The 25,669-nt window shown below is 67.8% G+C and carries 24 protein-coding genes and 3 tRNA genes; 9 read left to right on the forward strand and 18 right to left on the reverse strand.

What is annotated here, in order from left to right; all coding sequences use genetic code 11:
* Position 1: 1 nt before the first annotated feature.
* From JDV75_RS06315 to JDV75_RS06330, 4 genes are all read right to left on the reverse strand, one after another.
* Positions 2-943 carry a cobalamin biosynthesis protein gene (locus JDV75_RS06315; protein ID WP_198738362.1) on the reverse strand — a complete coding sequence of 314 codons (942 nt, stop codon included), beginning with the start codon at positions 941-943 and terminating at the stop codon, positions 2-4.
* Complete coding sequence (locus JDV75_RS06320; RefSeq protein ID WP_198738363.1) at positions 940-2,220, reverse strand: acyl-CoA thioesterase/bile acid-CoA:amino acid N-acyltransferase family protein; 1,281 nt, start codon at positions 2,218-2,220, stop codon at positions 940-942. The genes JDV75_RS06315 and JDV75_RS06320 overlap by 4 nt, the downstream gene beginning before the upstream one ends.
* A gap of 126 nt (positions 2,221-2,346) precedes the next feature.
* A tRNA-Val gene (locus JDV75_RS06325) sits at positions 2,347-2,422 on the reverse strand.
* 170 nt (positions 2,423-2,592) lie between these two features.
* On the reverse strand, positions 2,593-2,973 hold the full coding sequence (locus JDV75_RS06330) for a DUF3052 domain-containing protein (protein WP_198738483.1): 381 nt from the start codon (positions 2,971-2,973) through the stop codon (positions 2,593-2,595).
* Between the two features lie 485 nt (positions 2,974-3,458).
* Here JDV75_RS06330 and aceE point away from each other — a divergent pair, with 485 nt between their 5' ends.
* Positions 3,459-6,203 carry a pyruvate dehydrogenase (acetyl-transferring), homodimeric type gene (gene aceE / locus JDV75_RS06335; RefSeq protein ID WP_198738364.1) on the forward strand — a complete coding sequence of 915 codons (2,745 nt, stop codon included), beginning with the start codon at positions 3,459-3,461 and terminating at the stop codon, positions 6,201-6,203.
* Between the two features lie 149 nt (positions 6,204-6,352).
* Positions 6,353-6,949, forward strand: coding sequence for a LiaF domain-containing protein (locus JDV75_RS06340; protein ID WP_198738365.1), 597 nt, complete (start codon positions 6,353-6,355; stop codon positions 6,947-6,949).
* 21 nt (positions 6,950-6,970) lie between these two features.
* Here the strand turns inward: JDV75_RS06340 and JDV75_RS06345 are convergent, their stop codons facing one another.
* Positions 6,971-8,008 carry an alpha/beta fold hydrolase gene (locus tag JDV75_RS06345; RefSeq protein ID WP_198738366.1) on the reverse strand — a complete coding sequence of 346 codons (1,038 nt, stop codon included), beginning with the start codon at positions 8,006-8,008 and terminating at the stop codon, positions 6,971-6,973.
* Between the two features lie 153 nt (positions 8,009-8,161).
* Here JDV75_RS06345 and JDV75_RS06350 point away from each other — a divergent pair, with 153 nt between their 5' ends.
* Entirely contained in the window at positions 8,162-8,452 is a 291-nt protein-coding gene (locus JDV75_RS06350; RefSeq protein ID WP_198738367.1) for an acyl carrier protein, read from the forward strand.
* 34 nt (positions 8,453-8,486) lie between these two features.
* On the opposite strand, the gene JDV75_RS06355 is transcribed toward JDV75_RS06350, so the two are convergent.
* The 5 genes from JDV75_RS06355 to JDV75_RS06375 form a co-directional block, all read right to left on the reverse strand.
* A complete protein-coding gene (locus JDV75_RS06355) occupies positions 8,487-8,909 on the reverse strand; it encodes a hypothetical protein (RefSeq protein ID WP_198738368.1) in 423 nt (140 codons plus the stop codon).
* Between the two features lie 307 nt (positions 8,910-9,216).
* The gene (locus tag JDV75_RS06360; protein ID WP_198738369.1) at positions 9,217-10,035 is read right to left on the reverse strand and encodes a serine hydrolase domain-containing protein; all 819 of its coding nucleotides are present in this window, start codon (positions 10,033-10,035) and stop codon (positions 9,217-9,219) included.
* Positions 10,036-10,216: 181 nt separating this feature from the next.
* A complete protein-coding gene (locus JDV75_RS06365; protein WP_232958292.1) occupies positions 10,217-11,500 on the reverse strand; it encodes a dicarboxylate/amino acid:cation symporter in 1,284 nt (427 codons plus the stop codon).
* A gap of 463 nt (positions 11,501-11,963) precedes the next feature.
* Positions 11,964-12,767 (reverse strand): trimeric intracellular cation channel family protein, encoded by an 804-nt coding sequence (locus JDV75_RS06370; protein WP_198738371.1) that lies wholly within the window; start codon positions 12,765-12,767, stop codon positions 11,964-11,966.
* A 197-nt stretch (positions 12,768-12,964) separates the two neighbouring features.
* Positions 12,965-13,041 (reverse strand) — tRNA-Ile (locus JDV75_RS06375).
* Positions 13,042-13,231: 190 nt separating this feature from the next.
* Between JDV75_RS06375 and JDV75_RS06380 the strand changes: the two genes are divergently transcribed.
* Positions 13,232-13,304 (forward strand) — tRNA-Asn (locus tag JDV75_RS06380).
* 61 nt (positions 13,305-13,365) lie between these two features.
* Here JDV75_RS06380 and JDV75_RS06385 read toward each other — a convergent pair.
* A complete protein-coding gene (locus tag JDV75_RS06385) occupies positions 13,366-14,316 on the reverse strand; it encodes an ornithine cyclodeaminase family protein (protein ID WP_198738372.1) in 951 nt (316 codons plus the stop codon).
* Between the two features lie 238 nt (positions 14,317-14,554).
* On the opposite strand from JDV75_RS06385, the gene JDV75_RS06390 reads away from it, so the two are divergent.
* A complete protein-coding gene (locus tag JDV75_RS06390) occupies positions 14,555-14,806 on the forward strand; it encodes a hypothetical protein (protein ID WP_198738373.1) in 252 nt (83 codons plus the stop codon).
* Positions 14,807-14,960: 154 nt separating this feature from the next.
* A complete protein-coding gene (locus JDV75_RS06395; protein WP_198738374.1) occupies positions 14,961-15,800 on the forward strand; it encodes a class I SAM-dependent methyltransferase in 840 nt (279 codons plus the stop codon).
* Between the two features lie 23 nt (positions 15,801-15,823).
* Here JDV75_RS06395 and dnaG read toward each other — a convergent pair whose 3' ends face one another.
* Complete coding sequence (dnaG, locus tag JDV75_RS06400; RefSeq protein ID WP_198738375.1) at positions 15,824-17,731, reverse strand: DNA primase; 1,908 nt, start codon at positions 17,729-17,731, stop codon at positions 15,824-15,826.
* 102 nt (positions 17,732-17,833) lie between these two features.
* Here dnaG and JDV75_RS06405 point away from each other — a divergent pair, with 102 nt between their 5' ends.
* Both JDV75_RS06405 and JDV75_RS06410 read left to right on the forward strand, forming a co-directional pair.
* Positions 17,834-18,328 carry a guanyl-specific ribonuclease gene (locus JDV75_RS06405; RefSeq protein ID WP_198738376.1) on the forward strand — a complete coding sequence of 165 codons (495 nt, stop codon included), beginning with the start codon at positions 17,834-17,836 and terminating at the stop codon, positions 18,326-18,328.
* Positions 18,325-18,609, forward strand: coding sequence for a hypothetical protein (locus tag JDV75_RS06410; RefSeq protein ID WP_198738377.1), 285 nt, complete (start codon positions 18,325-18,327; stop codon positions 18,607-18,609). The genes JDV75_RS06405 and JDV75_RS06410 overlap by 4 nt, the downstream gene beginning before the upstream one ends.
* Here the strand turns inward: JDV75_RS06410 and JDV75_RS06415 are convergent.
* The 4 genes from JDV75_RS06415 to JDV75_RS11940 form a co-directional block, all read right to left on the reverse strand.
* Entirely contained in the window at positions 18,606-18,965 is a 360-nt protein-coding gene (locus JDV75_RS06415) for an ArsR/SmtB family transcription factor (RefSeq protein ID WP_232958187.1), read from the reverse strand. The genes JDV75_RS06410 and JDV75_RS06415 overlap by 4 nt on opposite strands.
* Before the next feature lie 6 nt (positions 18,966-18,971).
* Positions 18,972-20,225: an MFS transporter gene (locus JDV75_RS06420; RefSeq protein WP_198738378.1), complete on the reverse strand. Its 1,254-nt coding sequence runs from the start codon at positions 20,223-20,225 to the stop codon at positions 18,972-18,974.
* 146 nt (positions 20,226-20,371) lie between these two features.
* Complete coding sequence (locus JDV75_RS06425) at positions 20,372-21,667, reverse strand: deoxyguanosinetriphosphate triphosphohydrolase (RefSeq protein ID WP_248095387.1); 1,296 nt, start codon at positions 21,665-21,667, stop codon at positions 20,372-20,374.
* A 29-nt stretch (positions 21,668-21,696) separates the two neighbouring features.
* Positions 21,697-22,410 (reverse strand): YdcF family protein, encoded by a 714-nt coding sequence (locus tag JDV75_RS11940; RefSeq protein WP_232958189.1) that lies wholly within the window; start codon positions 22,408-22,410, stop codon positions 21,697-21,699.
* A gap of 50 nt (positions 22,411-22,460) precedes the next feature.
* Here JDV75_RS11940 and JDV75_RS06430 point away from each other — a divergent pair, with 50 nt between their 5' ends.
* A complete protein-coding gene (locus JDV75_RS06430) occupies positions 22,461-24,533 on the forward strand; it encodes a TPM domain-containing protein (RefSeq protein ID WP_198738380.1) in 2,073 nt (690 codons plus the stop codon).
* Positions 24,534-24,570: 37 nt separating this feature from the next.
* Here JDV75_RS06430 and JDV75_RS06435 read toward each other — a convergent pair whose 3' ends face one another.
* Together JDV75_RS06435 and JDV75_RS06440 are read right to left on the reverse strand one after the other, a co-directional pair.
* Positions 24,571-25,056, reverse strand: coding sequence for a hypothetical protein (locus tag JDV75_RS06435; protein ID WP_198738381.1), 486 nt, complete (start codon positions 25,054-25,056; stop codon positions 24,571-24,573).
* A gap of 14 nt (positions 25,057-25,070) precedes the next feature.
* Positions 25,071-25,610: a hypothetical protein gene (locus tag JDV75_RS06440; protein WP_198738382.1), complete on the reverse strand. Its 540-nt coding sequence runs from the start codon at positions 25,608-25,610 to the stop codon at positions 25,071-25,073.
* Positions 25,611-25,669: the final 59 nt, after the last annotated feature.

Genomic DNA, 25,669 nt, shown 5'->3' on the forward strand with positions numbered 1-25,669 from the left:
CTCAGCCGTCCTCCAGGGGAGCCCGCAGACGGCTCCGCCCACAGCGCGACAGGACCGCCGCCGTGGCGACGGCGACGCAGGTGGCGATGGCCTGGGTCCTCCCGGACAGCCTGACGGCGTCCCGGATCGCAGCCACGTCCGGTGCCCGGCCCGTGCCGAGCACGGGACGGTTCTCGATCCCGTGCGCGTAAACGGTTGGTCCGCCGAGACGCACACCCAGTGCGGCCGCCGCGGTCGCCTCCACGATCCCGGCATTGGGGCTCGGGTGGGACGGTGCATCCTCCCGCCAGGCGCGTACGGCTTCCCCGCCCCGCCCCACGGTGTACGCCAGACCGGTGTGCACCAGGGCCGTCACCCGTGCGGGCAGCCACGCCAGCACGTCATCCGTTCGGGCGGCCGCCCAACCGAAGTTGCTGTAGCGGGTGTTCCGGTACCCGACCATCGCGTCGAGCGTGTTGACCGCACGGTGGGCGACCACCGCCGGGGCACCACCTACCGCCGCCCACACCAGCGGTGCGATTGCGGCATCGGAGGTGTTCTCCGCGAGCGACTCAACCGCGGCCCTGGCCATCCCCGCGACGTCGAGAAGCGCAGGATCCCGGGAACACAGCCACGGCACCAGGTCCCGAGCCGCGGTCGTGTCCCCGACCTGGAGGGCGTCACCCATGCGGGTTCCGGTCCGCTCCAGCATCGTGCCGCCGAGAGCCGCCCACAGACACACGGCGGTCGTCAACCGCGGAGCACGGCGCGCCGCGATCGCCGTCACCGCCACCGGAGGGGTCACCGAGAGCACGAGGTGCACGCAACCGGCGGCCCTCGAGTCCCGGTAGCAGAGTCTCTCCAGCCAGGCGGCCCAGGTCCCGAAGATCGCGACCGGGTGCCCACGCCGGGGATCGGGGATCACCCGGTCGGCGAGGACCCCCGCGAGGATAACGGCGTTCACGCCGTCTCCCCGCCGTGGAACTCTCCCAGAAACTCGAGCACCGCGTCCCGCGACCGCGCGGCCGCCGCGCCGGATGCGGTCCGGTCGCCGCCGAGTGCCACCGCGGAACCGTAGGCGGCGGTCGTGTCGGGGACGGGCAGCCCGGCCGGGGTGAACGGCCAACCGACCCCGTGCCCGGCACCCGGATAGACGATGGCGTAGGCGTCGATCCCGGCCTCCGCGGCGCGCTGGGCCAGTGCCCCGGCCATGGTCTCCGAGTCCCACACCGCGTCAGCGGTCCCTGCGGTCACCAACAGCGGACCACGGACGTTCTCGACCGGAATCCGGGCCGCGGCAACGGCATCCTCCCCCGCCTTCCGGCGTGCGTCCGCGTAGTAGCCGGCGAGTTCCAGTGACTTCTGGGCGAGCGCCGGCCGGAGCCTAGAGCGGAGACGCGCGAACGCGGAGCCGAGTTCCGGCGCGGGCAGATCCACCGCCGGGACGGCATCCCCGAGGTACGTCGTGGCCGAGGGGTCCGCATGCGGATCGTTCGTGCGGACGTCCGTGGGCGAGTGCGCGACGACCGGGCCGACGAGGTCCGGTTCCGCCACCGCGAGGAGTAGTGCGAGTTCCGCACCCCTACCCCGCCCGACCAGGGCGACCCGGTCACCGGCAACCGACCGGTGTCCCACGAACGCGCGGAGGGCCGCACGGAGTTCCCCCACATCGACCCCACCGGACTCCCGTGGGAACCAGTCCCAGGCGACGGTGGACCAGCCACGGTCCGCGAGTTCCGCTGCCGCCGCAGCCGGGACGCCGCCCTCGGCGCCGCCGAGCAGTACCACGCCGGGATGCGGCCCACCGTCATCGGGGACGAAGAAACGGGCCGCCGGGAGTCCCGGCGCCGGTGGCGCGTCGACCTCGCGGGCACGGCGTCCGATCGTGCGCGATGCACCCGCGCCGAGGGCCGCTCCGGTGCTCCTGACCCGGATGTCCAGTGCTACCGCGCCGGATGGTTCCAGGGAGAATCCGCTACCGGGTGTCCCGTGCTCCGGGCGGAGTGTCCACAACGGCCCCAGGCTGTTCGCCGGACCCCATTCGGCGGAACCCGGCAGGGACGTGCAGGTGTCCACCCGTCCCCCGCCGTCAGCGGTGAACTCGGTCAGTGAGGACCAGACGACCCCGGCGGCATCCGTGGCCCGGAGACCGATCCGCACGACTGCACCCGGCGACACATCCGACACTCGAATCGGGAACGGGTCGCTGAGTCCGGAGACCGGGGGAACATCGAGGAACATATCCGCCATCGTAGCGCTGCAACCGCCCCTTTTCACCACCTGTGAAAACACCCCGCCACCTGCATATTTGACGCACAGGTGGCAGGAAAGAGGGCCCGCCCGGTGACTACCGGACGGGCCCTCCAATGGTGCGCCCTGACGGGCTCGAACCGCCGACCTGCTGGGTGTAAACCAGCTGCTCTTCCAGCTGAGCTAAAGGCGCGCACAGTGTGTTCATCCGCGTTCGTGGAGGTCCGGTCACGCCGACGCGTGGCTGGACCGTCGATGTCCGTGGTTGATCACGAACAGTAATCACGAGGACCCGATCGGTACCCGCGAACACGGTCAAACAACGACGGTTACTCTAGCACGAGCACCGCCGAAACACCGAAGCTAGCGCTTCTTCCCGCTCTGCACCAGGCAGGACCCCTGCCATGCACCGAGTCTCTCGGCGGACGTCTGGACGAGTCCCGCCAGCTGGGCGGACTCCGCAATCAGGCCAGGTTCCACGTGGCCCGGTTTTCCGGCCCCGGGAGTCAGGAGCCAGATACGGCCGTTTTCGGCGATGGGACGGATCGAATCGACCAGGCCATCCACCAGATCGCCGTCCTCTTCCCGCCACCACAGCAGAACGATGTCGCAGATTTCGTCGGTGTCTTCCTCGAGAAGGGCCTCCCCGATGACATCCTCGACCGCTTCACTGATGTCGGTGTCGCAGTCCTCGTCCCAGCCGACCTCCTGAACGATGTGGTCCGGCTCGACCCCGAGAAGCATGGCGTAATCCTGGGCGCTTTCCTTGGCCGCGCCCGGAGCGTCGCTCACTGTGTGTTTCCTCCTAAAATTGATCCGGGAAAATGAACCGTCCTCCGCCCCCGGCCCGTGCGGCCGGGTTCGGAGAGTCCGGAGACTACCCGGGTGATGTGATCTCGCTAGTACACGCTACCGGGTTTCTCGTCCCCGTGGTCCATCGCCCGGGGTGTTTCGGCGGTAAACCGCGCCACTCCCGCCCCCGAAACAACCACCCGACGCGACTTCTCCTCGCCATGTCGGCTAAAAGCAGTGCTCGCGGCGGGTGCGTTCCGTGAGGCATCGCCCGGGGCACCCATACCGCCGTCATACCCGTATCCTTGTGGGCACACGTGCGTTTCCCACTGATCGTGGGAACGGGCACACCTTCCGGAGGAAACCCCCGAACAGGGGCTCCCGGGCCGGCAGCCCGAACATAGGCACCAGATGATTGATCCACAGGAGGATTCGGTATGTCCCAGAACCAGGACACCACTGCCACCCCACCCGATGACAGCAACTTCGCGCTGATCCGGGACGGTGTCGCGTCGTATCTGAACGACTCGGACCCCGAGGAGACCCGTGAATGGATGGAGTCGCTGGACGGCCTCCTCGCTGAAGCCACCCCCGATCGGGCACGATTCCTCATGCTCCGACTCCTCGAACGTGCCACGGCCAAGCGCGTTCCCCTACCGCCGCTCACGTCGACGGACTACGTCAACACCATCCCGACGGAGATGGAACCCGAGTTCCCCGGCGACGAGGGCATCGAGCGCCGCTACCGCAAGTGGATACGCTGGAACGCGGCGATCATGGTGCACCGCGCCCAGCGGCCGGGCATCGGTGTGGGCGGCCACATCTCCACCTACGCCTCCTCGGCCCCGCTGTACGAGGTCGGCTTCAACTACTTCTTCCGAGGCAAGGACCACCCCGGCGGCGGCGACCAGGTCTTCTTCCAGGGCCACGCCTCCCCCGGCATGTACGCTCGCGCGTTCCTCGAGGGCCGGCTCAGCGAGGACGACATGGACGGTTTCCGCCAGGAGGTCTCCCGCCCCCAGGGCGGTATGCCCAGCTACCCGCACCCACACGGTATGCCCGATTTCTGGGAGTTCCCGACCGTGTCCATGGGCCTCGGTCCGATGGACGCCATCTACCAGGCACGGTTCAACCGCTACCTGCACAACCGCGGTATCAAGGACACCTCCCAGCAGCACGTGTGGGCGTTCCTCGGTGACGGTGAGATGGACGAGCCGGAGTCCCGTGGCCTGATCCAGCTCGCCGCACTGAACAACCTGGACAACCTGACCTTCGTGATCAACTGCAACCTGCAGCGTCTCGACGGACCCGTCCGCGGCAACACCAAGATCATCCAGGAGCTCGAGTCGTTCTTCCGGGGTGCCGGCTGGTCCGTCATCAAGGTCGTCTGGGGACGAGAGTGGGATGAACTGTTCGAGCGCGACAAGACCGGCGAACTCGTCCACCTGATGAACACCACCCCCGACGGTGACTTCCAGACGTTCCGCGCGAACGACGGAAAGTTCGTCCGCGAGGAGTTCTTCAACCGGACGCCGGAGACGAAGAAGCTCGTCGAGGACATGACCGACGAAGAGATCTGGAAGCTCAAGCGCGGCGGCCACGACTACCGCAAGATCTACGCCGCCTACCAGCGCGCGATGGAGACCAAGGACCGCCCGACGGTCATCCTGGCGCACACCATCAAGGGCTACGGACTGGGCCACAACTTCGAGGGCCGCAACGCGACCCACCAGATGAAGAAACTCACCCTCGACGACCTGAAGCTGTTCCGCGACAAGCAGCAGATCCCGATCTCCGACGAGGAGCTCGAGAAGGACCCCTACCTGCCGCCGTACTACCACCCCGGCGAGGATTCCGAGGAGATCCAGTACATGCTGGAGCGCCGGCGCGAGCTCGGCGGTTTCGTGCCCGAGCGCCGTTCCACCTACAAGCCGCTCGAGGTCCCGGACATGGATGCCCTGAAGTCCCTGCGCAAGGGTTCCGGCAAGCAGGAGGTCGCCACCACCATGGCGCTCGTGCGCACCTTCAAGGAACTCATGCGTGACAAGGAACTGCGCCGCCGGTTCGTCCCGATCATCCCGGACGAGGCACGCACCTTCGGCATGGACTCCTGGTTCCCGACCCTGAAGATCTACAACCCGCACGGCCAGAACTACACCCCGGTCGACCATGACCTCATGCTCTCCTACCGGGAGGCCGTCGACGGGCAGATCATGCACGAGGGCATCAACGAGGCCGGTTCCATGGGCGAATTCATGGCCGCCGGCACCTCCTACGCCACCCACGGCGAGCCGATGATCCCGCTCTACATCTTCTACTCGATGTTCGGGTTCCAGCGCACCGGTGACTCCATCTGGGCCGCGGCGGACCAGATGGCGCGTGGCTTCCTCCTCGGTGCGACCGCGGGTCGTACCACGCTGACCGGTGAGGGCCTGCAGCACATGGACGGCCACTCGCCGATCCTGGCCTCGACCAACCCCGCCGTCGTCACCTACGACCCGGCGTTCGCGTTCGAGCTCGCGCACCTCATCCGGGAGGGCATCGACCGCATGTACGGCCCGGGCCGCGGCGAAAACGTGATCTACTATCTCACCATCTACAACGAGCCGACCCCGCAGCCGAAGGAGCCGGAGAACCTCGATGTGGAGGGCCTGCACAAGGGCATCTACCTCTACGATCCAGCAGGTGAGGGCGAGGGCCACGAGGCCTCCATCCTCGCCTCCGGCATCGGGATGCAGGCGGCGCTCAAGGCGAAGGGGATACTGGCCGAGGAGTACGGCGTCCGGGCCAACATCTTCTCCGTCACCTCGTGGAACGAGCTCGCCCGGGACGGTCAGGCACGCGATCTCGAGCAGCTCCGCCACCCGGCGGAGGAGGTCGAGGACCCGTACGTCCAGCGCAAGCTCGCCGACGTCTCCGGCCCGTTCGTCGCGGTCTCCGACTTCGCCACCACGCTGCCGGAACAGATCCGCAAGTGGGTGCCCGGTGACTACACCACCCTCGGTACCGACGGCTTCGGTTTCTCCGACACGCGTCCGGCCGCCCGCCGTTTCTTCAACACGGACGCCGAGTCCGTCGTCGTGGCGGTTCTCGCCGGTCTCGCCCGTGAAGGGAAGATCGACGTCTCCGTGGCGGACAACGCCGCGAAGAAGTTCGAGATCACGGATCCGACGGTGGTCTGACCGGATCGTCGACGCTTCTCACTGACGGGCTGTGTGCCCCGGAAACCTGGTTTCCGGGGCACACAGCCCGTTTCTTCCGTCGACCTACGGTACGTCCCCCGACCTGCCTGCAGGATCGACACGGGGAGCTTCCCGCTAGTATCGGGACCATGGACTCAACATCTGGCGGGCCAGGAGCAACCGGGGAGCCGGTCGGGATCCCGCACCGCCGGTTGCGCGAGGAGACCGAGGCGGAACTGATCAGGGCCGTGGGACGGGGTCAGCTCGATCTCGGTACGTTCAGTGAGTTGTCCGCGTCGGTCTGGGCGGCTGAGACCCCCGACGAATTCCGTGAGACGGTGCAACGGGTTCCGGCCCCGGTCCCGAACCGCGCCGCTGTCCCGGACCCCGACCGGAGAACCATGAACGTGGTGCTCGGGGACATCTCCAGCCGGGGCGTCTGGCGCCTGCCCCGGGAGCTGCGCATCCATTCGCTCATCGGTGATGTCACACTCGATCTACGGGAAGCCACGATGGCATCGGACCGCTGTCGGATCACGTTGATGAGCCTGCTCGGGGACTGCACCCTGATCATCCCGGAGGTGGTGTCTGTGACGGTGACCGCGACGACGGTCCTCGGGAATTTCCGCACCGCAGCTGCGGCCAGGCCCACCGGCCCCGAGATCGAGATCGGGGGGTTCAGTTTCTGCGGTGATCTCAACGTGGTGACCACGACTCCGGGGTGGACTTCGGTCACGGGCCTCTGATTCAGCGTTCGCCGATGACCGTCAGTTCGCGTGCGGAACCGCCGGGCGGGTGGCGAGAATCGCCTCGTCGATGATCGCGTTGACCGCGTCCGGGGCCTCCAGCACCACCATGTGCCCCGCGTCGGGGATGACCCGCAGTTTCGCCCGCGGCCACAGTTCGACGGTGCGCTCCGCCTGCTCTACCGGCGTGACGTTGTCCTTGTCCCCGACGACGACGTAGCCGGGGATCTCGCTCAGGTAGGCGACGGCGGCGAGTTCCTGGTGGCTCTGCAGTTCCGGGAAGAAGCCGATGTACGTCTCGGCCGGGGTCTCGTGGATCTGGTCGGCGTGGAACTCGATGACGTCGTAGTCGGTGCCGTTACGCTGGAAGATCGTCACCGCCAGCACCGGCGCGAGCATCTCCATCAGTTCCCTCCGGATCCGGTCGGATTCCTCGGGGTTCCGGGAGATCACCCCGTGGACCCGGTCCGCGACAGGATTGTCGATGATCTGGGCGATCCCCCCGGAGGCCATCGGTTCCATCGCGGTGGAGACCGTGATCACGGCGGAGATCCGGTCGCGTAGGGTGTCGCCGCAGCGGCGCACGAGGCTCATCAGGATCATTCCCCCCATGGAGTGTCCGACGAGGATGATCCGACCGGTGGGGACCCGCGCGGCGATCACGGCGAGGACGTCGTCCGCCGCGCCGTCGATCGTGCACCGTTCGGGTGCGACCATTCCGGTGGCGCCGTGCCCGCGGAGATCGAGCAGCACGGACCGGATGTCGGGGTGACTGTGGCGCAGGTGATCCACCTGGAAGAACCAGGCTTCCGCGGTCAGTGTGAACCCGTGCACGAAGACGACGGTGGTGTCCGCGTGTTCCGGGCCGACCTCGTAGTAGTGGAGGTCGATCCCGTCGTTGGTCACGGTCCCGCGACGGTCGATGTCGGTGAGTCCGGGGCGGATCCCCTCCGTCTGGATGCCTGCACGGACGGTGCGCAGACCGGAGCGCCCCCACGGGGTGATCCGGTGGGAGATGCGGCGCAGGGCGTTCACTGCGCGGCCGGGATCCAGGACCATGGTGGCCTTCCTGATTGAGGGGTTGACGCTTTCGATCGATCACACAATACCGTCTCGGCGCCCGTTGGTATGACACGGTCACGTGCCGGTAGCCTGGACAGTGGCACCACCTCCCCCGAACCGTCCGATCTACCGCGAAGGACACCGCCCGAGATGTCGCTCACCGAACCCATCACCCACGCCGCCGAACCGGGTACCGGCACACTGACAACCGTCGTGGACGTCATCGGCACCGCCTCGGGACTCGAGCCGGAGGAGATCTCGGGCGACTCCCGGATCTCGGATCTGGCCATCGATTCACTGTCTCTGGTGGAGATCGCCGTGCGCCTCGAGGATGCCTTCGGCATCCGTATCGTCGACACCGACATGGACCGTTTCGGCACGGTCGCCGACATCGTGGCGCTGGTCGACGAGCTCGCCACCGGGGACACCTCCGGTCAGTAGCGGAATGTCCCGTTCCGGTATCTCACCGCGGGACTCAGACCCACTCCGCCGTCCACCGGTCATCCGCTGGAGTGCCGTCGAACACGGTCAGTTCGACGTCGAAGTCGTGGGTGTCGCCCAGACCGTCCAGGAGCCTGGCCAGCCGGAGCAGTTCGTTCCGTGCCCCGCTGAGGGGCTGGTTGCAGTCGACTCCGCGCGGAACGGCGCACGACCGGCTCCAGCCGGTGCACCAGTCCGCGGTCAGCGGATCGGTACCGGGCGGGGCCTGGAGGCCCGGAGTCGGCAGGCACACGGCCATGGCGGACTCCACCACCGGGCGGAGTGCCACCGGTAGTCCGGTGATGATCAGGCGCGCGTGGGTGGTGTTCGCGCGCGCGGCGGCGGCACGGTCCGGCTGTCCGTGGCCGGAGTGTTCCCGCAGCGCAGGCGCGGTGGAACATGTTGATCGCTGTGTCACGGATGTCCTCGCAATGGGCAGCACGGTGAACACCGTGCCAGCGTGGGGCGATCACGCGATGTCCCCATCAGTCGTGTGCCCACGGTGGACGGTGCAAGACGAGGGTCGTCTTCCCCAACGGCCTCGGTCTGCGCTCCCCCCGCCCCGTCTCTATCCACGGACACCGTGATCATCGATCAGGTGACACCGGGCGATAACAGAAAGGTAACGGCGGGCTATCCTGACCCAAGTGTCAGGCAACACAGACCACACCGGCAACCCTCGACAACAACTTGATCCCCCCATTTTCTTAATCTCAACTTGAGGATCAGGACGCGGACAGCTCATCCCAGACCGCGTCGTTCATGTCCGACCAGAGCGGCTTCGCCCATTCGTCGAAGTTCCTGTCCGTCAGTACCACCATCGCCCGTTCCGTGGGGCGGTGCACCCAGAGATACGTGCCCGACTGCCCGAAGTGGCCCACGGTGTCCGCGGGAATCCCCGCACCGGTCCAGTGCGGGTCCTTCCGCCCGCGGATCTCGAATCCGAGCCCCCACGGACAGGGTTTCTGCATACCGAAACCCGGAACCACCCCGTCGAGATCCGGGAACTGCACCTGCATCGCGGCGTCGACAGTCCGCGGGTGCAGGAGGGACGGGCTGAGCACCTCCCGGGCGAAGACCGTCAGGTCACGGACGGTTGATTCCGCGCCGTGTCCGGCGGATCCGGTCAATCTCGTGTGGTTCATCCCAAGGGGTTCGAAGACACCCTCCCGGAGATACTCGGAGAACTCCATCTCCGCCTCTCCCGCCACGACATCGGCGAGGATCTCGAAACCGGCGGAGGAGTAGATGCGCCTCGTCCCCGGGTCCCGCTCCGGCTCCCGGGAGGCGAATCCCACACCACCCGCATGGGAAAGGAGCTGCCGGACCGTCGCCCCGTGGGGACCGACCCCGGAATCGAGGTCAAACACGCCCTCCTCCACCGCGAGAAGGAAACCCCACGCCGACAGCAGCTTGGTGACGCTGGCCAGCTGGTAGCACCGCCCGGTGTCTCCAACGGTCATCAGCTCTCCGCCAGACACGACCGCGGCAGCGGCATTGTCGACGGGCCAGGAGTCGAGGGAATCGAGAGCGTTGAGGTCCATGCCCGGGATTCTATCGGGTGCCGGGCCGTACCCCGTCCCGGTGCGGAGCCAGGCAGACCGTTGCCCCGGAGGGGCCCCGGGGCGGGCCGGCGCCCACGGCGAACGGCCGATCCGACGGACATCACGTGTCCGTCGGATCGGCCGCTTCTCCCCCGGTTGCCGCCGGGACAGGGACCACCGGTCAGCGCTCGGCGCTGGCCGCCGTACGGTCCGAGGCGAACAGCTCCTCGTCGAGGATGCCCTCACGCTTCGACACGACGGTCGGAACGAGTGCCTGGCCGGTGACGTTCACCGCGGTGCGACCCATGTCGAGGATCGGATCGACGGCGAGGAGCAGCCCGACGCCCTCGAGCGGAAGGCCGAGAGTGGAGAGCGTCAGGGTGAGCATCACGATCGCTCCGGTGGTTCCGGCCGTGGCGGCGGAGCCGATGACCGAGACGAAGACGATGAGGAGGTAGTCGGTCAGCTGGAGGTCGATGCCGTAGAACTCGGCGACGAAGATCGCCGCGATGGCGGGGTAGATCGAGGCGCAGCCGTCCATCTTCGTCGTGGCTCCGAGCGGGACCGCGAAGGAGCCGTAGGCGCGGGGAACACCGAGCGCTCCGACGGCGGTGCGCTCCGTGACCGGCATGGTGCCCATCGAGGAACGGGTGGCGAAGCCCAGCGAGGTCGCGGGCCAGACCTTACGGTAGAACTGCGCGATGGACAGTCCGTTGGCCTTCAGCACGACCGGGTAGATGACGCCGATGACGATGGCCAGGCCGATGTAGATCGCGAGCACGAAGCTACCGAGGGAACCGATGGCCTCCCAGCCGTAGACGGCGACGGCCTTGCCGATGAGTGCGGCGGTGCCGATCGGGGCGAGGCGGATGATCCACCAGAGGACCTTCTGGACGATGGCGAGCAGCGAGCGGGCGAAGCCGATCACCGGCTCCGCGCCCTTGCCGACCTTGACCGCGGCGATACCGAAGGCGATCGAGATGAGCAGCAGCTGCAGCACGTTGAAGTTGGGGCTGGCCTCCAGAGCCTCTCCGGAGCCGTAGAGACGGACATCGAGGCCGAGGATGTTGCTCGGAACCAGGGACTGGATGAATGCGGACCAGCTTCCCACGAACCCGAGATCTGCCGCTGAGGCCACGTCGATGCTGGCACCCCGTCCCGGGTGGATCAGGAGCCCGACCCCGATTCCGACTAGGACGGCGGCGAGGGCGGTGACGGCGAACCACAGCAGAGTCTGCCAGGCGAGGCGGGCCGCGTCGGTGACCTGTCGGAGGTTGGCGATCGAGGTCACCACCGCGGTGATGACCAGTGGCGGAATGAGCACCTTGAGCAGTCCGACATAAGCCGAACCGACGGTGGTGAGCGTTGCTGCGAGCCAGTTCCCGTCGCCCATGGAACGGGACACGAGGCCGAGAATGAGTCCGATGATCAGACCGTAGATGATCTGGGCGCCGAAGCTCGTCAGCGGATTGGACCGCTTCTCGGGCTTGGTGGCGGCGTCGGGGTCCCGGGCCTCGTCGGAGCGGGTCCGGGAACCGGAGATTGAAGTAGACACGTCAAATAGTCCTTAGCTGAAGATGAGTGCGTTGATTCGAGGGGGCGGGGTTTCCCTGACACGCCGGCGGGTGACCTGAGTTCTCTAGTTCTCTGGCTTCACGGTGTACCGGCGCGGGACGGTGGGGCCGGTCGCGGTGACGGCTCACCCGTCACTCTCCCCGAGGTGGGTCAGCGACAGTGGCGCGACATCCACATGCCCGGACAGCAGCCCGTGACCGGGTCGGTCACGGTTCCGGGGGTAATGTTCGCGGACTGGCGGAGGCTCATGCCGAAGACCCTACTCTGAACCGTTCTGTTCGGTCAATACATACCACTCTGTCTATTTTTAGAAGAGCGGGTAAATACAGCTCACGGCCCATTTCGATGGAATGTCAGTCCGACAGGTCGGGATCCTCGGCACCCGAGGCGCGCCATCGCCTGCGCTCCTCTGCGACGCCTTCCGCGTGCCCCTCACGACGCCCTTCCGCGATACCGTCGCGCTCACCCCGGCGCTCGGCACGCTTCAGCGCCTTCACCAGCTGCGCAGCCGTCATATTCACCGGTGCCCACTCCGGATTCGCGGGCAGCACCCAGCCGCGCCAGTAGGCGAGAATCGCGAAACCCGCCCCGCAGACCGTCGCCGCGATCATGCCCACACCGTCGTAGCCGGCCCAGTTGAATAGGACCATCGTCGTCGCCGCGGTGATCGCCGGGGTGGCGTAGAGCGTGTTCCCCCCGAATATCGACGGAATGTCCCCGCACGCCACATCGCGGATCATCCCCCCGCCGACCGCAGTCAGAACGCCCATGAATACGGCGGAGGCCGCCGGGAGCCCGTAGCTGAGTGCCTTCGTCGATCCGGTGACCGCCCACACCCCGAGAATCACCGCGTCCCCGTGCACCCGGAACAGCTCCCACGCACGACCCTTGAGGTGGATGACCATGGCCAGCACACCGCCGGCGACGGCGACACCCATGTACATCGGCTCGGCGATCGCCGCCGGCGGCCCCTGCTGGAGGAGGGTGTCCCGGACCATGCCGCCCCCGAGCGCGGAGAGGAGAGCGAGCACGGAGAACCCGATGATGTCGAAGTTACGTTGCCGGGCTATCGTCCCGCCGATGGCCCCGTTCAGCAGGACGCCGATCAGGTCGAGACTGCGGTAGATCCCCAGGATGGAGGGGTCGACAGTGAGCATGTGCCCTATCCGACCACGAATCCACCCCACATGTCACCCCACCCACCGGGGCGGTAAGTCATTCACCCCCGAGAGCCGTGCACCCCCGCCCGCCACGGACGAAGGACACCCCGGGAAACACGCATCCACGCGACATCGGCAATCCCGGTGCTCCCGGAGAATGCATGATGCCCCGCCGATCGTGCGGCGGGGCATCATGGTGGGGTCGCCGGGGCTCGAACCCGGGACCAGCGGATTATGAGTCCGCGGCTCTAACCGACTGAGCTACAACCCCGAACCGGCGGTCTATGACCGTCGATCGGTAGACAGTATAGCCGTGGCGACGTGCTTCGGACACACCGGTGCCGCCAATCCCGAACCGGTCGTCGGAAAGGGTCTCTGAAAAGGCAACTTGCCATCCCAGACAGGCGCCGATATAGTAACTTTCCGTTGCCCGGGGCACTCCCCGGACACAGTCAAGATATTCCCCCATAGCTCAATTGGCAGAGCATTCGACTGTTAATCGAAGGGTTACTGGTTCGAGTCCAGTTGGGGGAGCCCACAGAATAGGCCGGACGGTTCCCACCGCCCGGCCTTTCTTCTGTCCGCTGTCCGTGTGTCAGTCGGATCCGCCGGTGTCCACCGTGTCGACGAGCGCACACATGAGTGCCCAGTCCTGGACCGCGACGCCCACGGATTTGAATACGGAGATCCGCCCCGGATCGTGGGCCTCGTCCCCCGCGGCGAGAGCCGAGCCGAGGGTGCGCAGATCGCCCGGTTCCAACTCTCCGGCCTCCACCGCCTCGATGATCTCCCCCGCTTCGGCGGTCACGGCTTCGACATCATCGACGAACAGCGCTGTGCGGGCGATGTCCGCTCCCGACATCTCCCGCATCTCCGGACGGTAGGACCCGATGAGATTGACGTGCGCTCCGGGCTTGAGGTCCCCGAGGGTGAACAGCCTCTCGGTCGACGGTGTGACGCAGCAGACGATGTCCGCACCGGCGACGGCGGCGCGCGGATCGGCGGAGGCGATGAACCGGACATCCGGGAATTCCCCGTCAACCCGTGCGATACACTCCTCCGCCGATTCCCGGGTCAGGGCGGCGACCGTGACCGAGCTGATGGGTCGGACCGCGAGGACCGCACGGATCTGATCGGGGGCCTGTCCCCCGGCGCCGATCACCGTGAGGTCACGGGCGTCGGGAGCCGCGAGGAGATCCGCGGCCACGCCGCTGACCGCCCCGGTCCGCATGGCGGTGGCCTCCGCGGCGTCCGCTCCGACGTGCCGTTCGGTGTGCCATTCCTCCCACGTGAGCGTCCCGGAGAGCGCCGGCTGTCGGCCCGTGAAATTGGCGGACAGTGACTTGACGGCGAGCGTCTCACTCGCGATGTGCCGGACCGGCATGACGAGGAAGTTCCCGTCCCCCGGAGCGAAGCGCAACGGGATCTCGAACTCCCCCTCGTGCAGGCCGATCAGGGCCTCACGGACCCGGTCGACGACGGCGCCCATGTCGACGGCCGCGCGCAGCTGCTCGGCGTCGAACCAGATGGTGCGGGACGGTGCCACATGTCCTCCTCGGGGTAGCGGTGGAGGTTCGTGTGCCGTGCACCGCCCCGACGCTCCACCGGTCCCCGGGGCACGGAACCGACCCCAGACTAACAACATTTCCCTTTCCCCCACCGGCTACGGTACGTGGACCACCGACGTACCCCGCCATGGACTGCGGACCACTGCCCGTGGCCGGCACCTTCGGTAGAGTGAGGACAACGATCCCAAGCCCCCTATCAAGGAGCATCCCCCTCACATGATCCAGTTCGTCGTCGGTGCGGCCGCAGGTTACGTCTTCGGCACGAAGGCCGGCCGCAAGCGGTACCACCAGCTCAAGAAGGGGTACACCATGGCTGTGGAGTCTCCGGTGGCCCGCGCCGCTGTCACCGCCACCCGGAAGGCCGTCGCCAACAAACTCGATCCGGAACCCCGGATGAAGGAGGTCAAGGACCTCCGCAGGGGCACCACGGAATCCGGCCAGACGATCCTCGAACCCGACGAGGACTGACCACGGTTTCGCCCACCCGAAAACCGGTTCGAGCCACCGTTCCCCGCTACTGCAAAACGGCGTATTCTCGCTGTTGCAGGATGCGGCCACGGTGGCTTTCTCCTGTGGCGGGCCCGCACCGGGGCCGTCGGCACCAGGTGAGAGGCGGACGAAAATGACCTCGACAGCTGACCTCTACGGGGACAACGTCGGCGCCACGCTGGCGACCACGGTGTACTCGCGCGCCACGGCGGGTGAACGCTACCGCATACCCGGGTGGCGCGATGCACAGGCCCGGGACGTGTGGGAGAGGCTGGTGGAGCTCGGGCGCGCCGCCGGATCCGACCCCAACGACCTCGTACTGACCGGTAAATCGAACGTCGCGGGAACCGCGTGGCGGTCGATGGCCATGGACGCCCGCGTCAGGCAGTTCGCCGCCGACCACGAGGCAACGAAGATCCAGGTGGTCACGCTCGGCGTCGGACTGTGCAACCGCGCCTCCCGGCTCGCGGACCTCGACGCTTCCTGGTTCGGGATCGACAGGACGAAGGTCCTGGAACTCCGGTCCAGGCTGATCCCGGAGGACGACACGCAGCTCATCGACGCCTCCGTCACCGAACCCGGGTGGATCGACGGTGTCGACGCCGCGGTACCCACCGTGTTCGTCGCGGAAGGGTTGCTCATGTACCTGACACGCGACGAGGTCACACAGATCCTCACCGACATCGGGCGGCACATGTCCGCCCCGGCGCGGTTCGTCTGCGACTCCCACCACGCGAGCATCATCCGGCGTCCGACCAGGTCCCAGATCACCAGACGCACCGGTGCCGTCTACTCCTTCGGTATCGAGGACTCCCGCCATCTGGCGGCGCTGGCACCGGGCTGGCGTGCGGTCGGGGACGACGACACGTGCAGCCCGATCGGTGTCGGCATGAAGATCGCGTCCGGGGTTTTCCGGATGCTCCGCGGCGGTGTCCTCTACGGGGTCAAGACCATCGAACTGTCACCCCGCTGACGGGATGACGGCCGGTACCGGGTTCAGCCGGTCCTGAATGCCCGGTCCAGCAGCTCCCGGCGCGCCTGCTCGAGCGCGACGAGATCGGCGAACATCGAGTTGTACGCCAGCTCGTCATCCGAGGGGCGCATCCGCTGCAGCTGCCCCTTGAGCTGCGCGATCTGGTTGCCGACGCGGACCTCCTGCAGCCTGGACAGCACGCTGTCGGCGTACCGGCCCAGGTCCTCGTCCTCACAGTGGATGGGCTCCACCGCCAGACCGGAGACCAGATGCTGCCCGACCAGATCGTCCATCTCCCCGGCGACCCTCGACAGCCAGTCGACTCCGTCGTGGGCGTTGCCGCAACCGCCGGCCTCACTGATGGCGTGCCGGATCGCCTGGTAGGTGGGATGCGTGAACGCGTCCACCGGCAGACCGTCGAAGTACTCCCCCGCGTACTCCGGGTACTGCAGGGCGAGTTTGAGGCTCTCCCGTTCCGGCCAGAGCCGGGGCGTGCGCTGATCCGGCAGCTCGAACGCCGGTTTCGTCGGAGCGCCGGCGAGTGGTGTCTCCGCGCCGTCGAACCGTCGGGCGCGCCGCGGCTCCTGCTTCTTCTTCGGTCGCCTGGCCTCCGCGCGGACCTGCTCGAGCACCTCGGTCGGATCGGCCCAGCCGACCCACCCGGCGAGTTGGCGGGCGTACTCGTTGCGGAGCGTCTCGTCCCTGATCCCCGCCACGACGGGCACTCCCCGCCGGAGCGCCTGCAGGCGCCCGTCCGCGGAATCGAGCGGGTAGTCGGCGATCATCGTCCGGACGACGAACTCGAACATGGGTACCCGCCGGGCGACGAGATCCCGGACCGCGGCATCGCCGCGCTCGAGGCGGAGATCGCACGGGTCCATGCCGTCGGGCGCCACCGAGACGTAGGACTGACCGGTGAACTGCTGGTCCCCCTCGAAGGCGCGCATGGCGGCCTTCTGTCCGGCCTCGTCCCCGTCGAAGGTGTAGATCAACTCGCCGCGGAAGTAGTTGTCGTCCAGCATGAGGCGGCGCAGTATCTGCAGGTGCTCCTCACCGAACGCGGTGCCGCAGGCAGCGACGGCCGTCGTCACCCCGGCGGCGTGCATGGCCATGACATCGGTGTACCCCTCGACGACGACGGCCTGGTGTCCGGAGGCGATGGCCTTCTTCGCGTGATCGAGCCCGAACAGCACCTTCGACTTGTGATACAGGAGGGTGTCGGGCGTGTTCATGTACTTGCCCATCTGGTCGTCGTCGAAGAGCTTGCGCGCCCCGAACCCGATGACGTCGCCCGCGAGGTTGCGGATGGGCCAGAGCAGTCGGCGGTGGAACCGGTCGATGGGGCCGCGTTTGCCCATCGTCGTCACACCCGCCGCAGTCAGCTCCTTGACGTCGAAGCCCTTCCGCAGCAGGTGCTTCGTCGTCGTGTCCCATCCACCGGGCGCGTAACCGCAGCCGAAGCTCCGGGCGTGCTCGGCGGAGAAACCCCGGTCGGTGAGGAACGCGCGGGCGGTCGCGGCCTCCGGGGTCTCGAGCTGTTCCCGGTAGAAGGCGTGGGCGGCCTTGTTCACTGCGACGAGCCGCTGTCTGGTCCCGGGTTCCTCACGGCGCCCGGGACCGCCCCCCTCGTAGTTGATGTGGTAGCCGATCTTCTCGGCGCAGATCTCCACGGCCTCCGGGAAGGGGATCTGCTCCATCTTCATCAGAAAACTGAATACGTCCCCGCCCTCGCCGGTGGAGAAACAGTGGAAGTAGCCCCGGTTGGGCCGGACGTGGAACGACGGGGTCTTTTCGTCCTTGAAGGGGGAAAGGCCCTTCATGGAGTCACTGCCTGCTGGCTTGAGCTGGACGTACTCCCCGACGATCTCCTCGATCGGGGTGCGCTCACGGATCGCCGCGATGTCACTCTCCGGAATGCGTCCCTTAGCCATGCCCACCACTGTAGTGCCGGAGCTGCGGACCGGAAGAGTCACCACCGTGGCGACGTGGACCCGGGTCCCCGGGACGGCAGCTGTCCATGCGATCATGGGGCAATGGACAATCGCCGACTGCTGGGTACCGTCGCCGGAGCTGCTCTCGTGCTCGGTGCGGCGTGGTTCGGCGTCGATCTGGCCGGGGACTCCACGGCACCTTCCACCCCGCCGCGGGAATCCGCCCAATCGTCGACGGCACCCCGGTCCCCCACGGAGTCGGCCGCTCGGTCTCCCTCCGCGACGCGGGAGCGGACCTGCCCGCTGGACACCCTCCCAGAGCAGGCCGAACTGGTCGTGGCGGACATCCTCGCCGGTGGCCCGTTCGACCATCCGGAGCACGACGGAAAGCACTTCGGCAACTACGAGCGCCGACTACCCCGGGAGAACAACAGCTACTACCGCGAGTACACGGTGGAGACGCCGGGCCTCAGGCACCGTGGTGAGCGCCGCATCATCACCGGCGGCGGCACCGACCGGGACCCGGACGTCTGGTACTACACGGACGACCATTACGACAGTTTCTGCCTGATCCCGGACGCCGAGGAGAACCGATGACCGCACCTACGGTGACTCTCGGAGCGGCCGCCGCCGCCAACGAGACCACGTGGTTCGCCGCCCTGTTCCATGCCACCGACGCAGCCCCCGAAGGGCCCGTCCCGAAGAATCTCGATGCCCTCGCGGACTTCCTCGGTGAACAGACCGGACTACGGAAGGTGGTGAGCCCCGATCTCACACACTGGCCCCGGGAACGACGGATCCTGCTGTGCCGGGTGTTCCTCGACACCGGGGTCGATCTGCAGCTGCACCGCTCCCCCGGTACCGGCGACCACATCTAGGAGTGCCGGGGCTCTCCGCTGATGACGTGATCGGCGTGATTGACAGCCTCGGTCACGAGCCGGACCAGGTGCCCGTCGTCCAGCCGGTAGATCACACGGCGCCCGTCCTTCCTGGTCTGCACCAGGTTTCCCGACCGAAGCTTGGCCAGGTGCTGTGACACCGCCGTCCGGGAGATTCCCGTGGCCGCCACCAGATCGCCGACCGAGTACTCGGCGTCACTGAGCAGCCACAGGAGGTGGAGACGCGTCGGTTCGGCCAGGAGTTTCAGGGTGGCGGCGCCGGTGTCCAGCAGCTCGGCCGACACCGGTGGATCGTGCACCAGGGAGGCTGCGGGATCGCGCGGTTTCATCCTCATGGTCCCTCACGCTACCGGCTGTCGGGAGCTGAATGCCCTGAACCCCGCACCGACCCCCAGTAGGGTCATGGCGAGAAGCACCCCTGTGGCCGCGGGCAGCCCGAACCAGACCCCGAGAAATCCCGCCGCCGGGTACGTCGCCAGATAGCAGGCGTGGGACAGCGAGAACTGGGCCGCGAATATGTAGCCGTAGCTCTCGGGGCCGACGTTCCGCCGCAGCACCCGGGACATGGGGGTCTGCAGCGCCGACGTCGCGGAACCGAGGACGAGCCACAGGGCGATGACCGTGAACCAGGCGCCGGCACCGTCGAGCTGGTCGCCGACGGTCAGCAGCAGGATGAGTCCCGCGAGCGCCGCGGCTCCCGCGAGGGCACCAGCCGTCATCACGGCACGGTCCGGGACCAGGGCGAGGATGCGGGGAAGGGCCAGCGCGGTCAGCATCGACCCGAGGCCGAATCCGGCTAGGGTGATCGCGAGCGCGGTGTCGTTCCTGCCCATCTCCCCGCGGACGATCACGACGGTGTTGATCATGACCGTCGCCATCGGTGCGGCCACCGCGAGGTTGAGCCAGAGCACGCCCCGGAGCTCAGGTTCCGCCGCCATGATCTTCACTCCACGGAACACCCGGGACAGGAACCCGGACTGCTCCGACTCCGGTTCGGGGCGGGCCGGCAGCCGCGTCCCGATCACCAGTGCCGCGGAGACGAGGAAGCCGAGCATCGTCCCGATGAACAGGTTGTGGTAGCTCATCACCGCGAGAAACAGCGCCGCGACGGCGGGGCTGGTGATCTGTTCGACGTCGTACGCCATCCGGGACAGGGACAGGGCGTTGGTGTACTCGTCCTCGTCGGGGAGCACCTGCGGTATGACCGACTGGAAGGTCGGGGTGAAGGTGGCCGACGCGGCCTGCAGCAGGAAGATCGCGGCGTAGAGCTGCCATTCGGAGTGGACGAACGGCAGACAGACCGCGATGGAGGCGCGGACGAGGTCCGCGGTGATGAGGACGGGCTTGACGGGCAGCTTCGCCGCGACCGCCGTGACGGTCGGGGCCCCGACCACGTAGACGAGGATCTTGATGGTCAACGCGGTGCCGAGCACGAGTCCGGCGTCACCGCCCGCGATGTCGAAGGCGAGGAGCCCGAGTGCGACCGTGAGAAGACCCGTGCCCACCAGGGCGACGACCTGTGCGGTGAATAGCCTCCGGTAGGTACGGTGCCGGAGGACGTTCAGCAGTGGAGAGGTGGCGGATGGTGCGGACACTCCGGGCTCGTTTCTGTCGTCGCGGGAGACCCTCCGGCCCTCCGGCCGGAAATCTGCGTAAGTGTGCACAGGTGCGCACATGTACGCAGATTAGGCTGCCTTCACGGATCCGCGCAACCACCCGCTCGCCGGGCCCGGCGAAACCGTCAGATGTAGTACCCCGCCACTCCGCTGGCCTGTTTCGCGGTGCGTTCGAGACGGGACTCCGTCATCGAGGCGATCTGGTCGATGACCACCCGGGAACGTGCGGCATCGCTGTCCGCGTCCGTCCACCAGGCCGCGAAGACCGGATCCAGAGTGCCGGGGGCGCCGAAGGTCAGGTAGTCGTGGACCCGGGCGATCCTCTCCCGCTGACGGTTCTGCCGCTGCTGGTGTCGGCTCTCCTCCATGACGTAGAGGACCGCGATGGTCTTGAGCATCTGAACCTCCGCGGCGGCGGCCGGTGGAACAACCAGCCGTCCGTGCATCCTGCCCAACGGCTCATCGCCGGCGGCCTCGAGTGTCGCGCCGACGGTGGCCCCCACATACCGTCCGACCAGTTCGCTGGTCAGCGCCTTCAGCGCGACGAGAGACGAGAGTGAACCGTCGTAGTCCGCCGCTGCCGCGACGACGGAAAGCTGGCGGAGGGAATCCGCCGCGGAGATCATCTCCTCCGGGTTGCCGCCGAAGGCCTCGGCCCCCTTCTCCGCGAGTTCCGCGAGCTCGAAGAGATCCCACAGGACCCGCAGACTGATGCGTCCCGAGCAGATCCCGTCCTCGACGTCGTGCACCGAATAGGCGACGTCATCGGACCAGTCCATCACCTGTCCCTCGATGGACGGCCTGGTGTCCAGTGGGTCGTGCCCCTCGCGGATCCAGGCGAGCAGCTCCGCCTCCTCGTCGTAGGCGCCGTACTTGCGGCGCGGCGTTCCGTCGGGCGCGATCCGGGTCCACGGGTACTTGCAGGCGGCGTCGAGGGAGGCTCGTGTCAGGTTGAGACCGTGGGGGGACCCGTCCGGTGCGAGGATCTTCGGCTCCAGGCGCGAGATGATCCGCAGGGTCTGGGCGTTGCCCTCGAAGCCCCCGCAGTCGGCGGCCAGCTCATCGAGGGCCACTTCACCGTTGTGCCCGTAGGGCGGGTGCCCGATGTCGTGGCAGAGACCGGCGAGATCCGCCAGATCCGGATCCACCCCGATGCCGGAGGCGATGCCGCGGGCGATCTGGGCCACCTCGAGGGAGTGCGTGAGCCGGGTCCTGGGGGTGTCCCCGTCCCGCGGCCCGACGACCTGGGTCTTGTCGGCCAACCGTCGCAGCGCCGCGGAGTGGAGGACGCGTGCCCGGTCGCGGGCGAATGCGCCTCGGTTGTCCACCGAGGCCGCGTCCATCTGACTGCCCTTCGGGTGCTCATCGCAGAAGCGCGCCCTGTCTTCGGCGGTGTAGCGGTATCGGGCGGGGCTCTCCACGGTTGGTCGGTTTCTCCTGATCGGTTCGGCTACGGGGACTTCAGTTTCTCTACGTCGCAGGTCCTGTCGCGGTCGAGGTGACGGTACCGGGTGCTTCTCGACGGTCTCACTCGGCCCGCTACGGCGCGCAGTCTCCGCTCCAGCATATCGGCCACCACGGCGGATCCGGGTAGGCGGCGCAGGTCCGCCACGGCCAGACCGGCGGATTCGTGGAGCAGGGTCCACACCCAGTGCTTCCCCGGGAACCGGGTGGGGGTCCCTGCCGCCCCAACCGTGGACACATTCCGGAACCCGACCTCGCGGCCGATCAGGCAGGCCCGCAGACAGTGGTTGGGATCGGTGACGATGATGACACGACCCGGATCCGGGCATGCGGCCGCCACGGCGGCGAGGGAGCCCCTGGTGTCGTTGCCCTGTGCCACCGCGGTGATCACCCCCGGGTCGACTCCCGCGCGGCGGAGATGAGCGGCTCCGACGCCGGCCTCCGTGTACCGGTCTCCCGGCAGATTCCCGCCGACCGTGATGATGTGGAGGGACGGGTTGACCCGCCAGAGTTCCACCGCCTGATCCAGTCGGGCCGCGAACTGGGCGCTGGGGCGACCGTCGTACTGCGCTGTCCCGGGAACGATCAGGGTCTCGGCCGCACCTGGATCCGGTGCCGGACGGTGGGCCTGCACGATCACCCGCAGCGGCCAGATCGCCACCGCTGCGGCGACGATGCCGACTGTGCTCATACGGTTCATGCACGCCAGTCTGCCATCCGCCCGTCCCCTCGTCGCGGTACTCTTGGGCCATGAGTTCCGCAGCACCGTCCCCCCGTCCGCGTCACACCATCCACCCGTCGCCGTCACCGCTCGTCCGCCGGCTCACCGTGCGCCTGGCAGGCGCCGGTGCCGTCGGACTGATGGCGGTTCTCGGTACCGGAGCGTCGGTCGCGTGGGCGGGTCAGGAGACGTCCGTCATCGCGCAGCAGCCCGGGGTGCTCACCGCAACGGTGACCGACAACGCGGGCGTCCTGGACGCCGGACAGATCGCGGACCTGGAGGCGAAGATCCGGGACTACCAGAAGTCCTCGGCGAAAAAGATCTACATCGTCTTCGAGCGTGACTTCGGCGGCACCGAGGGCTCCGAATGGGCGGAACGGGAGTTCCGGGCGAATGACGGGGCCAATGTGCTCGTGTACGCGGTGGCGGTGGAATCCCGGGACTACGGGCTGGGCTACGGGAGGGAGTTCTCATCCTCCGAGGCCGAGCGCATGCGCGACGCGGCGTACGACCACCTGGTGGACTCCGACTTCGCGGGCTCAGCCTTCGCCCTCGTCGACGCCGCCTCCGGCTCCGGTTCCGGCGGCGGGATGTCCGGCGCCGGGTGGTTGTTCCTGCTCGGTGGAGGTGGTGCCGCCGCGGCGACCTTCGTCGGTGTGAAGCGCTCCGCGAAGAAGAACTCGCGGAAGAAGCGCGCAGCTCTGGTCACGGATGCCCGTGAGCTGCCACCCGAGCAGTCTGACCGGCTGGAGGACATGCCCCTGGACGTCCTCGAGGAGCTGGCTCAGGAGGAACTCGTGAGCACCGACGAGTCGATCCGGGGGGCACGCGAGGAGCTCGATCTCGCGGTGGCTGAATTCGGTGCGGAACGCACACGCCCGTTCACCCGGGCGATGAACGACTCGACGGGGACGCTGCAGCGGGCATTCACGATGAAGCGGCGCCTCGATGACGCGGTGCCCGATGACGCCGGGACCCGCCGGGGAATGCTGATCGACATCATCACCAGCTGCAAGAAGGCTGACCAGGCGCTCGAGGAGAGGGCCGGTGAGTTCAGTTCAATGCGGAATCTGCTGATCAACGCGGACAGCCGACTGGACGAGCTCACGCAACAGACCATCGCGCTCCGAACCAGACTTCCGCAGGCACGTGAATCCCTCACCCAACTGCACGACCGTTTCGACGCCGGGTGGGTTTCCGCGCTTGACGACAACCCTGATCTGGCCGAGGCACACCTGAACGAGGCCGAGTCCACCATGGAGCGGGCCCGTGCCCTGGCCGCGAAACCGGCCGGGCAGCAGGGCGGTCTCGTGGATGACATCCGGCACATCGAGTCCGCTCTCCAGCAGGCGGAGAAGCTGCTCGACGGCGTGGAGCACGGGGAGTCGAACATCCGCGCGGCCCGCGCCAATCTCGGCCCCCTCGCCGAGGAGATCAGGGCCGAACTCGGCGAGGCCCGCCAGATCATCTCCGCCGCCGAGCGGGACAACCTCGGCGTCGATCACTCTGCGCTCGAGGAAATCGCCGCACGCGCGGGGCGGGAGGCCCCTGAGGCGATGACCCGGTCCGACAGCGATCCGCTGGGGACCTGGGAGACTCTGCTCGCCCTCGATGCCGAGCTCGACGAACACCTCGACTCCTTCCGCACCGAGGCCGCCGACGCCGGCCGTCGCCGCGAAATGTTCAACCGGGCGATGGGCACCGCCACCACGACCCTCCAGGCGGCGGAGGATCTCATCTCCACGCGCGGCAGGGTGATCGGTGGGACCGCGCGGACACATCTCGCGGCCGCCAAGCGACTGCACGCCACAGCACTCAACGAGCGCGACGGGGATCTCCGGGCCGCGACCCGGGCGGCGGGACAGTGCATCTCGGCGTCGAATGCCGCACTCGCCGCCGCACAACGGGACATCCGTGACTACGAGCGGCGCATGAATCGCCGCAGTGGTGGCGGGAACGGCGCATTCGTCGCGGGTATGGTGCTCAACTCGATCCTCAGCAACGGTGGCCGCGGTGGCGGCTTCGGCGGTGGGTTCGGCGGCGGTGGGTTCGGCGGCGGTGGCGGCGGAAACCTCGGCGGTTCCTTCGGCGGCAAATTCTGAGCCCACCGGCGACCGGCCCGTGGGGTCAGACCGGGATCTAGACCCTGAGATTGCGTTCCGCGGCGTCCACGAGGACGCACGCCCACGAAAGCACGACGCCGTGGACCATCGGTAGGTCGGCGTGCCTGGGCCCGTCGACTATCTCGAGCCGCCCCCGGAGGTCCGGATGCGTCGAGGCGACCAGCCCGGTCGGCCCGACGATGTCGCGGTCGGTGCGGAACAGGGCACGGCGGCGCAGCGTGTACCGGGTTCCCGCGCAGTAGCCCGTCAGCCGACGGACGGTGAGCCCCTGCTGGGCCACGGTGTAGACCTCACCGCCCGACAGGGTCGCACGGCAGCGGAACCGGAGTCCGGGGGCGGAACGCTCGACCAGTATGCGGTCGTCCGCGGTGTGTATCACGCCCGCGGACATCATCGCGATGACGTCCCCGTGTCCGTCCCTGAGGTACCCGTCCTCCCAGACCCAGTGGTCGGGCGACTCGTCGGCGAACAGGCCCGCTTTGTCCTCGTCCCCGGCAGGCATCGGTCCCCCGGCGATCAATTCAGGAAGAACCAGATGATCAGCGGAGTGAGGATCAGCAGGCTCACGGTCAGCACCACGGTTGAGCTGATCATCTTCGCCTCGAGCGCCATCCGGGACACCCACGCGTTGAACACCGCGCGGTCCACCGGTAGGTCCGCATCAGGCTCCATCTCCACGATGACCTTCCGGACTCCGTGATTGGCACCGGAGAACTGGCCCAGTTTCGTTCCGTCGGTGGCCTCGATGACCCAGTCGGTCCGGGCCTCGTTGACGAATACGGCCTCCGCTTCGCCCGCGAAGTCGACCGTGATTGTTTTGGCGCGCGCCAGTCGGGACTTGTCGGGCGTGGCGGTGAACACGCGGCCGTCGGCGAGGGTGGCGCGCAGCGGTCCGGTTTTGGGGGCCGACAACCGCCACTCATCACCCTGTACCGTGGCGGAATGGTCGTCCGCGGGTTCGGTGCCGAACACGGCGACCTCCCGGTCCCCCAGCGCGAGGGACACCGTCGTGTGTCCGTCAGTCGTTTCCCGTGGTCCCCAGGTCAGGTTCTCCATGGCGGTGTGTCAGCCTTTCTTCCGGTGAACGGGCCCCGGCTCCGGGCGCCCGGTTTCCC

This window comes from Corynebacterium meridianum, assembly GCF_016342265.1.
In the GTDB taxonomy this organism is placed as follows: Bacteria; Actinomycetota; Actinomycetes; order Mycobacteriales; family Mycobacteriaceae; genus Corynebacterium; species Corynebacterium meridianum.

Coding starts and splice junctions, on each gene's coding strand:
- JDV75_RS06320 (WP_198738363.1), bottom strand. CDS start 2,220: ATGTTCCTCGATGTTCCCCCGGTCTCCGGACTCAGCGACCCGTTCCCG.
- JDV75_RS06330 (WP_198738483.1), bottom strand. CDS start 2,973: ATGCTTCTCGGGGTCGAGCCGGACCACATCGTTCAGGAGGTCGGCTGG.
- aceE (WP_198738364.1), top strand. CDS start 3,459: ATGTCCCAGAACCAGGACACCACTGCCACCCCACCCGATGACAGCAAC.
- JDV75_RS06340 (WP_198738365.1), top strand. CDS start 6,353: ATGGACTCAACATCTGGCGGGCCAGGAGCAACCGGGGAGCCGGTCGGG.
- JDV75_RS06345 (WP_198738366.1), bottom strand. CDS start 8,008: ATGGTCCTGGATCCCGGCCGCGCAGTGAACGCCCTGCGCCGCATCTCC.
- JDV75_RS06350 (WP_198738367.1), top strand. CDS start 8,162: ATGTCGCTCACCGAACCCATCACCCACGCCGCCGAACCGGGTACCGGC.
- JDV75_RS06360 (WP_198738369.1), bottom strand. CDS start 10,035: ATGGACCTCAACGCTCTCGATTCCCTCGACTCCTGGCCCGTCGACAAT.
- JDV75_RS06370 (WP_198738371.1), bottom strand. CDS start 12,767: ATGCTCACTGTCGACCCCTCCATCCTGGGGATCTACCGCAGTCTCGAC.
- JDV75_RS06390 (WP_198738373.1), top strand. CDS start 14,555: ATGATCCAGTTCGTCGTCGGTGCGGCCGCAGGTTACGTCTTCGGCACG.
- JDV75_RS06395 (WP_198738374.1), top strand. CDS start 14,961: ATGACCTCGACAGCTGACCTCTACGGGGACAACGTCGGCGCCACGCTG.
- dnaG (WP_198738375.1), bottom strand. CDS start 17,731: ATGGCTAAGGGACGCATTCCGGAGAGTGACATCGCGGCGATCCGTGAG.
- JDV75_RS06405 (WP_198738376.1), top strand. CDS start 17,834: ATGGACAATCGCCGACTGCTGGGTACCGTCGCCGGAGCTGCTCTCGTG.
- JDV75_RS06410 (WP_198738377.1), top strand. CDS start 18,325: ATGACCGCACCTACGGTGACTCTCGGAGCGGCCGCCGCCGCCAACGAG.
- JDV75_RS06415 (WP_232958187.1), bottom strand. CDS start 18,965: ATGAGGATGAAACCGCGCGATCCCGCAGCCTCCCTGGTGCACGATCCA.
- JDV75_RS11940 (WP_232958189.1), bottom strand. CDS start 22,410: ATGAACCGTATGAGCACAGTCGGCATCGTCGCCGCAGCGGTGGCGATC.
- JDV75_RS06430 (WP_198738380.1), top strand. CDS start 22,461: ATGAGTTCCGCAGCACCGTCCCCCCGTCCGCGTCACACCATCCACCCG.
- JDV75_RS06435 (WP_198738381.1), bottom strand. CDS start 25,056: ATGCCTGCCGGGGACGAGGACAAAGCGGGCCTGTTCGCCGACGAGTCG.
- JDV75_RS06440 (WP_198738382.1), bottom strand. CDS start 25,610: ATGGAGAACCTGACCTGGGGACCACGGGAAACGACTGACGGACACACG.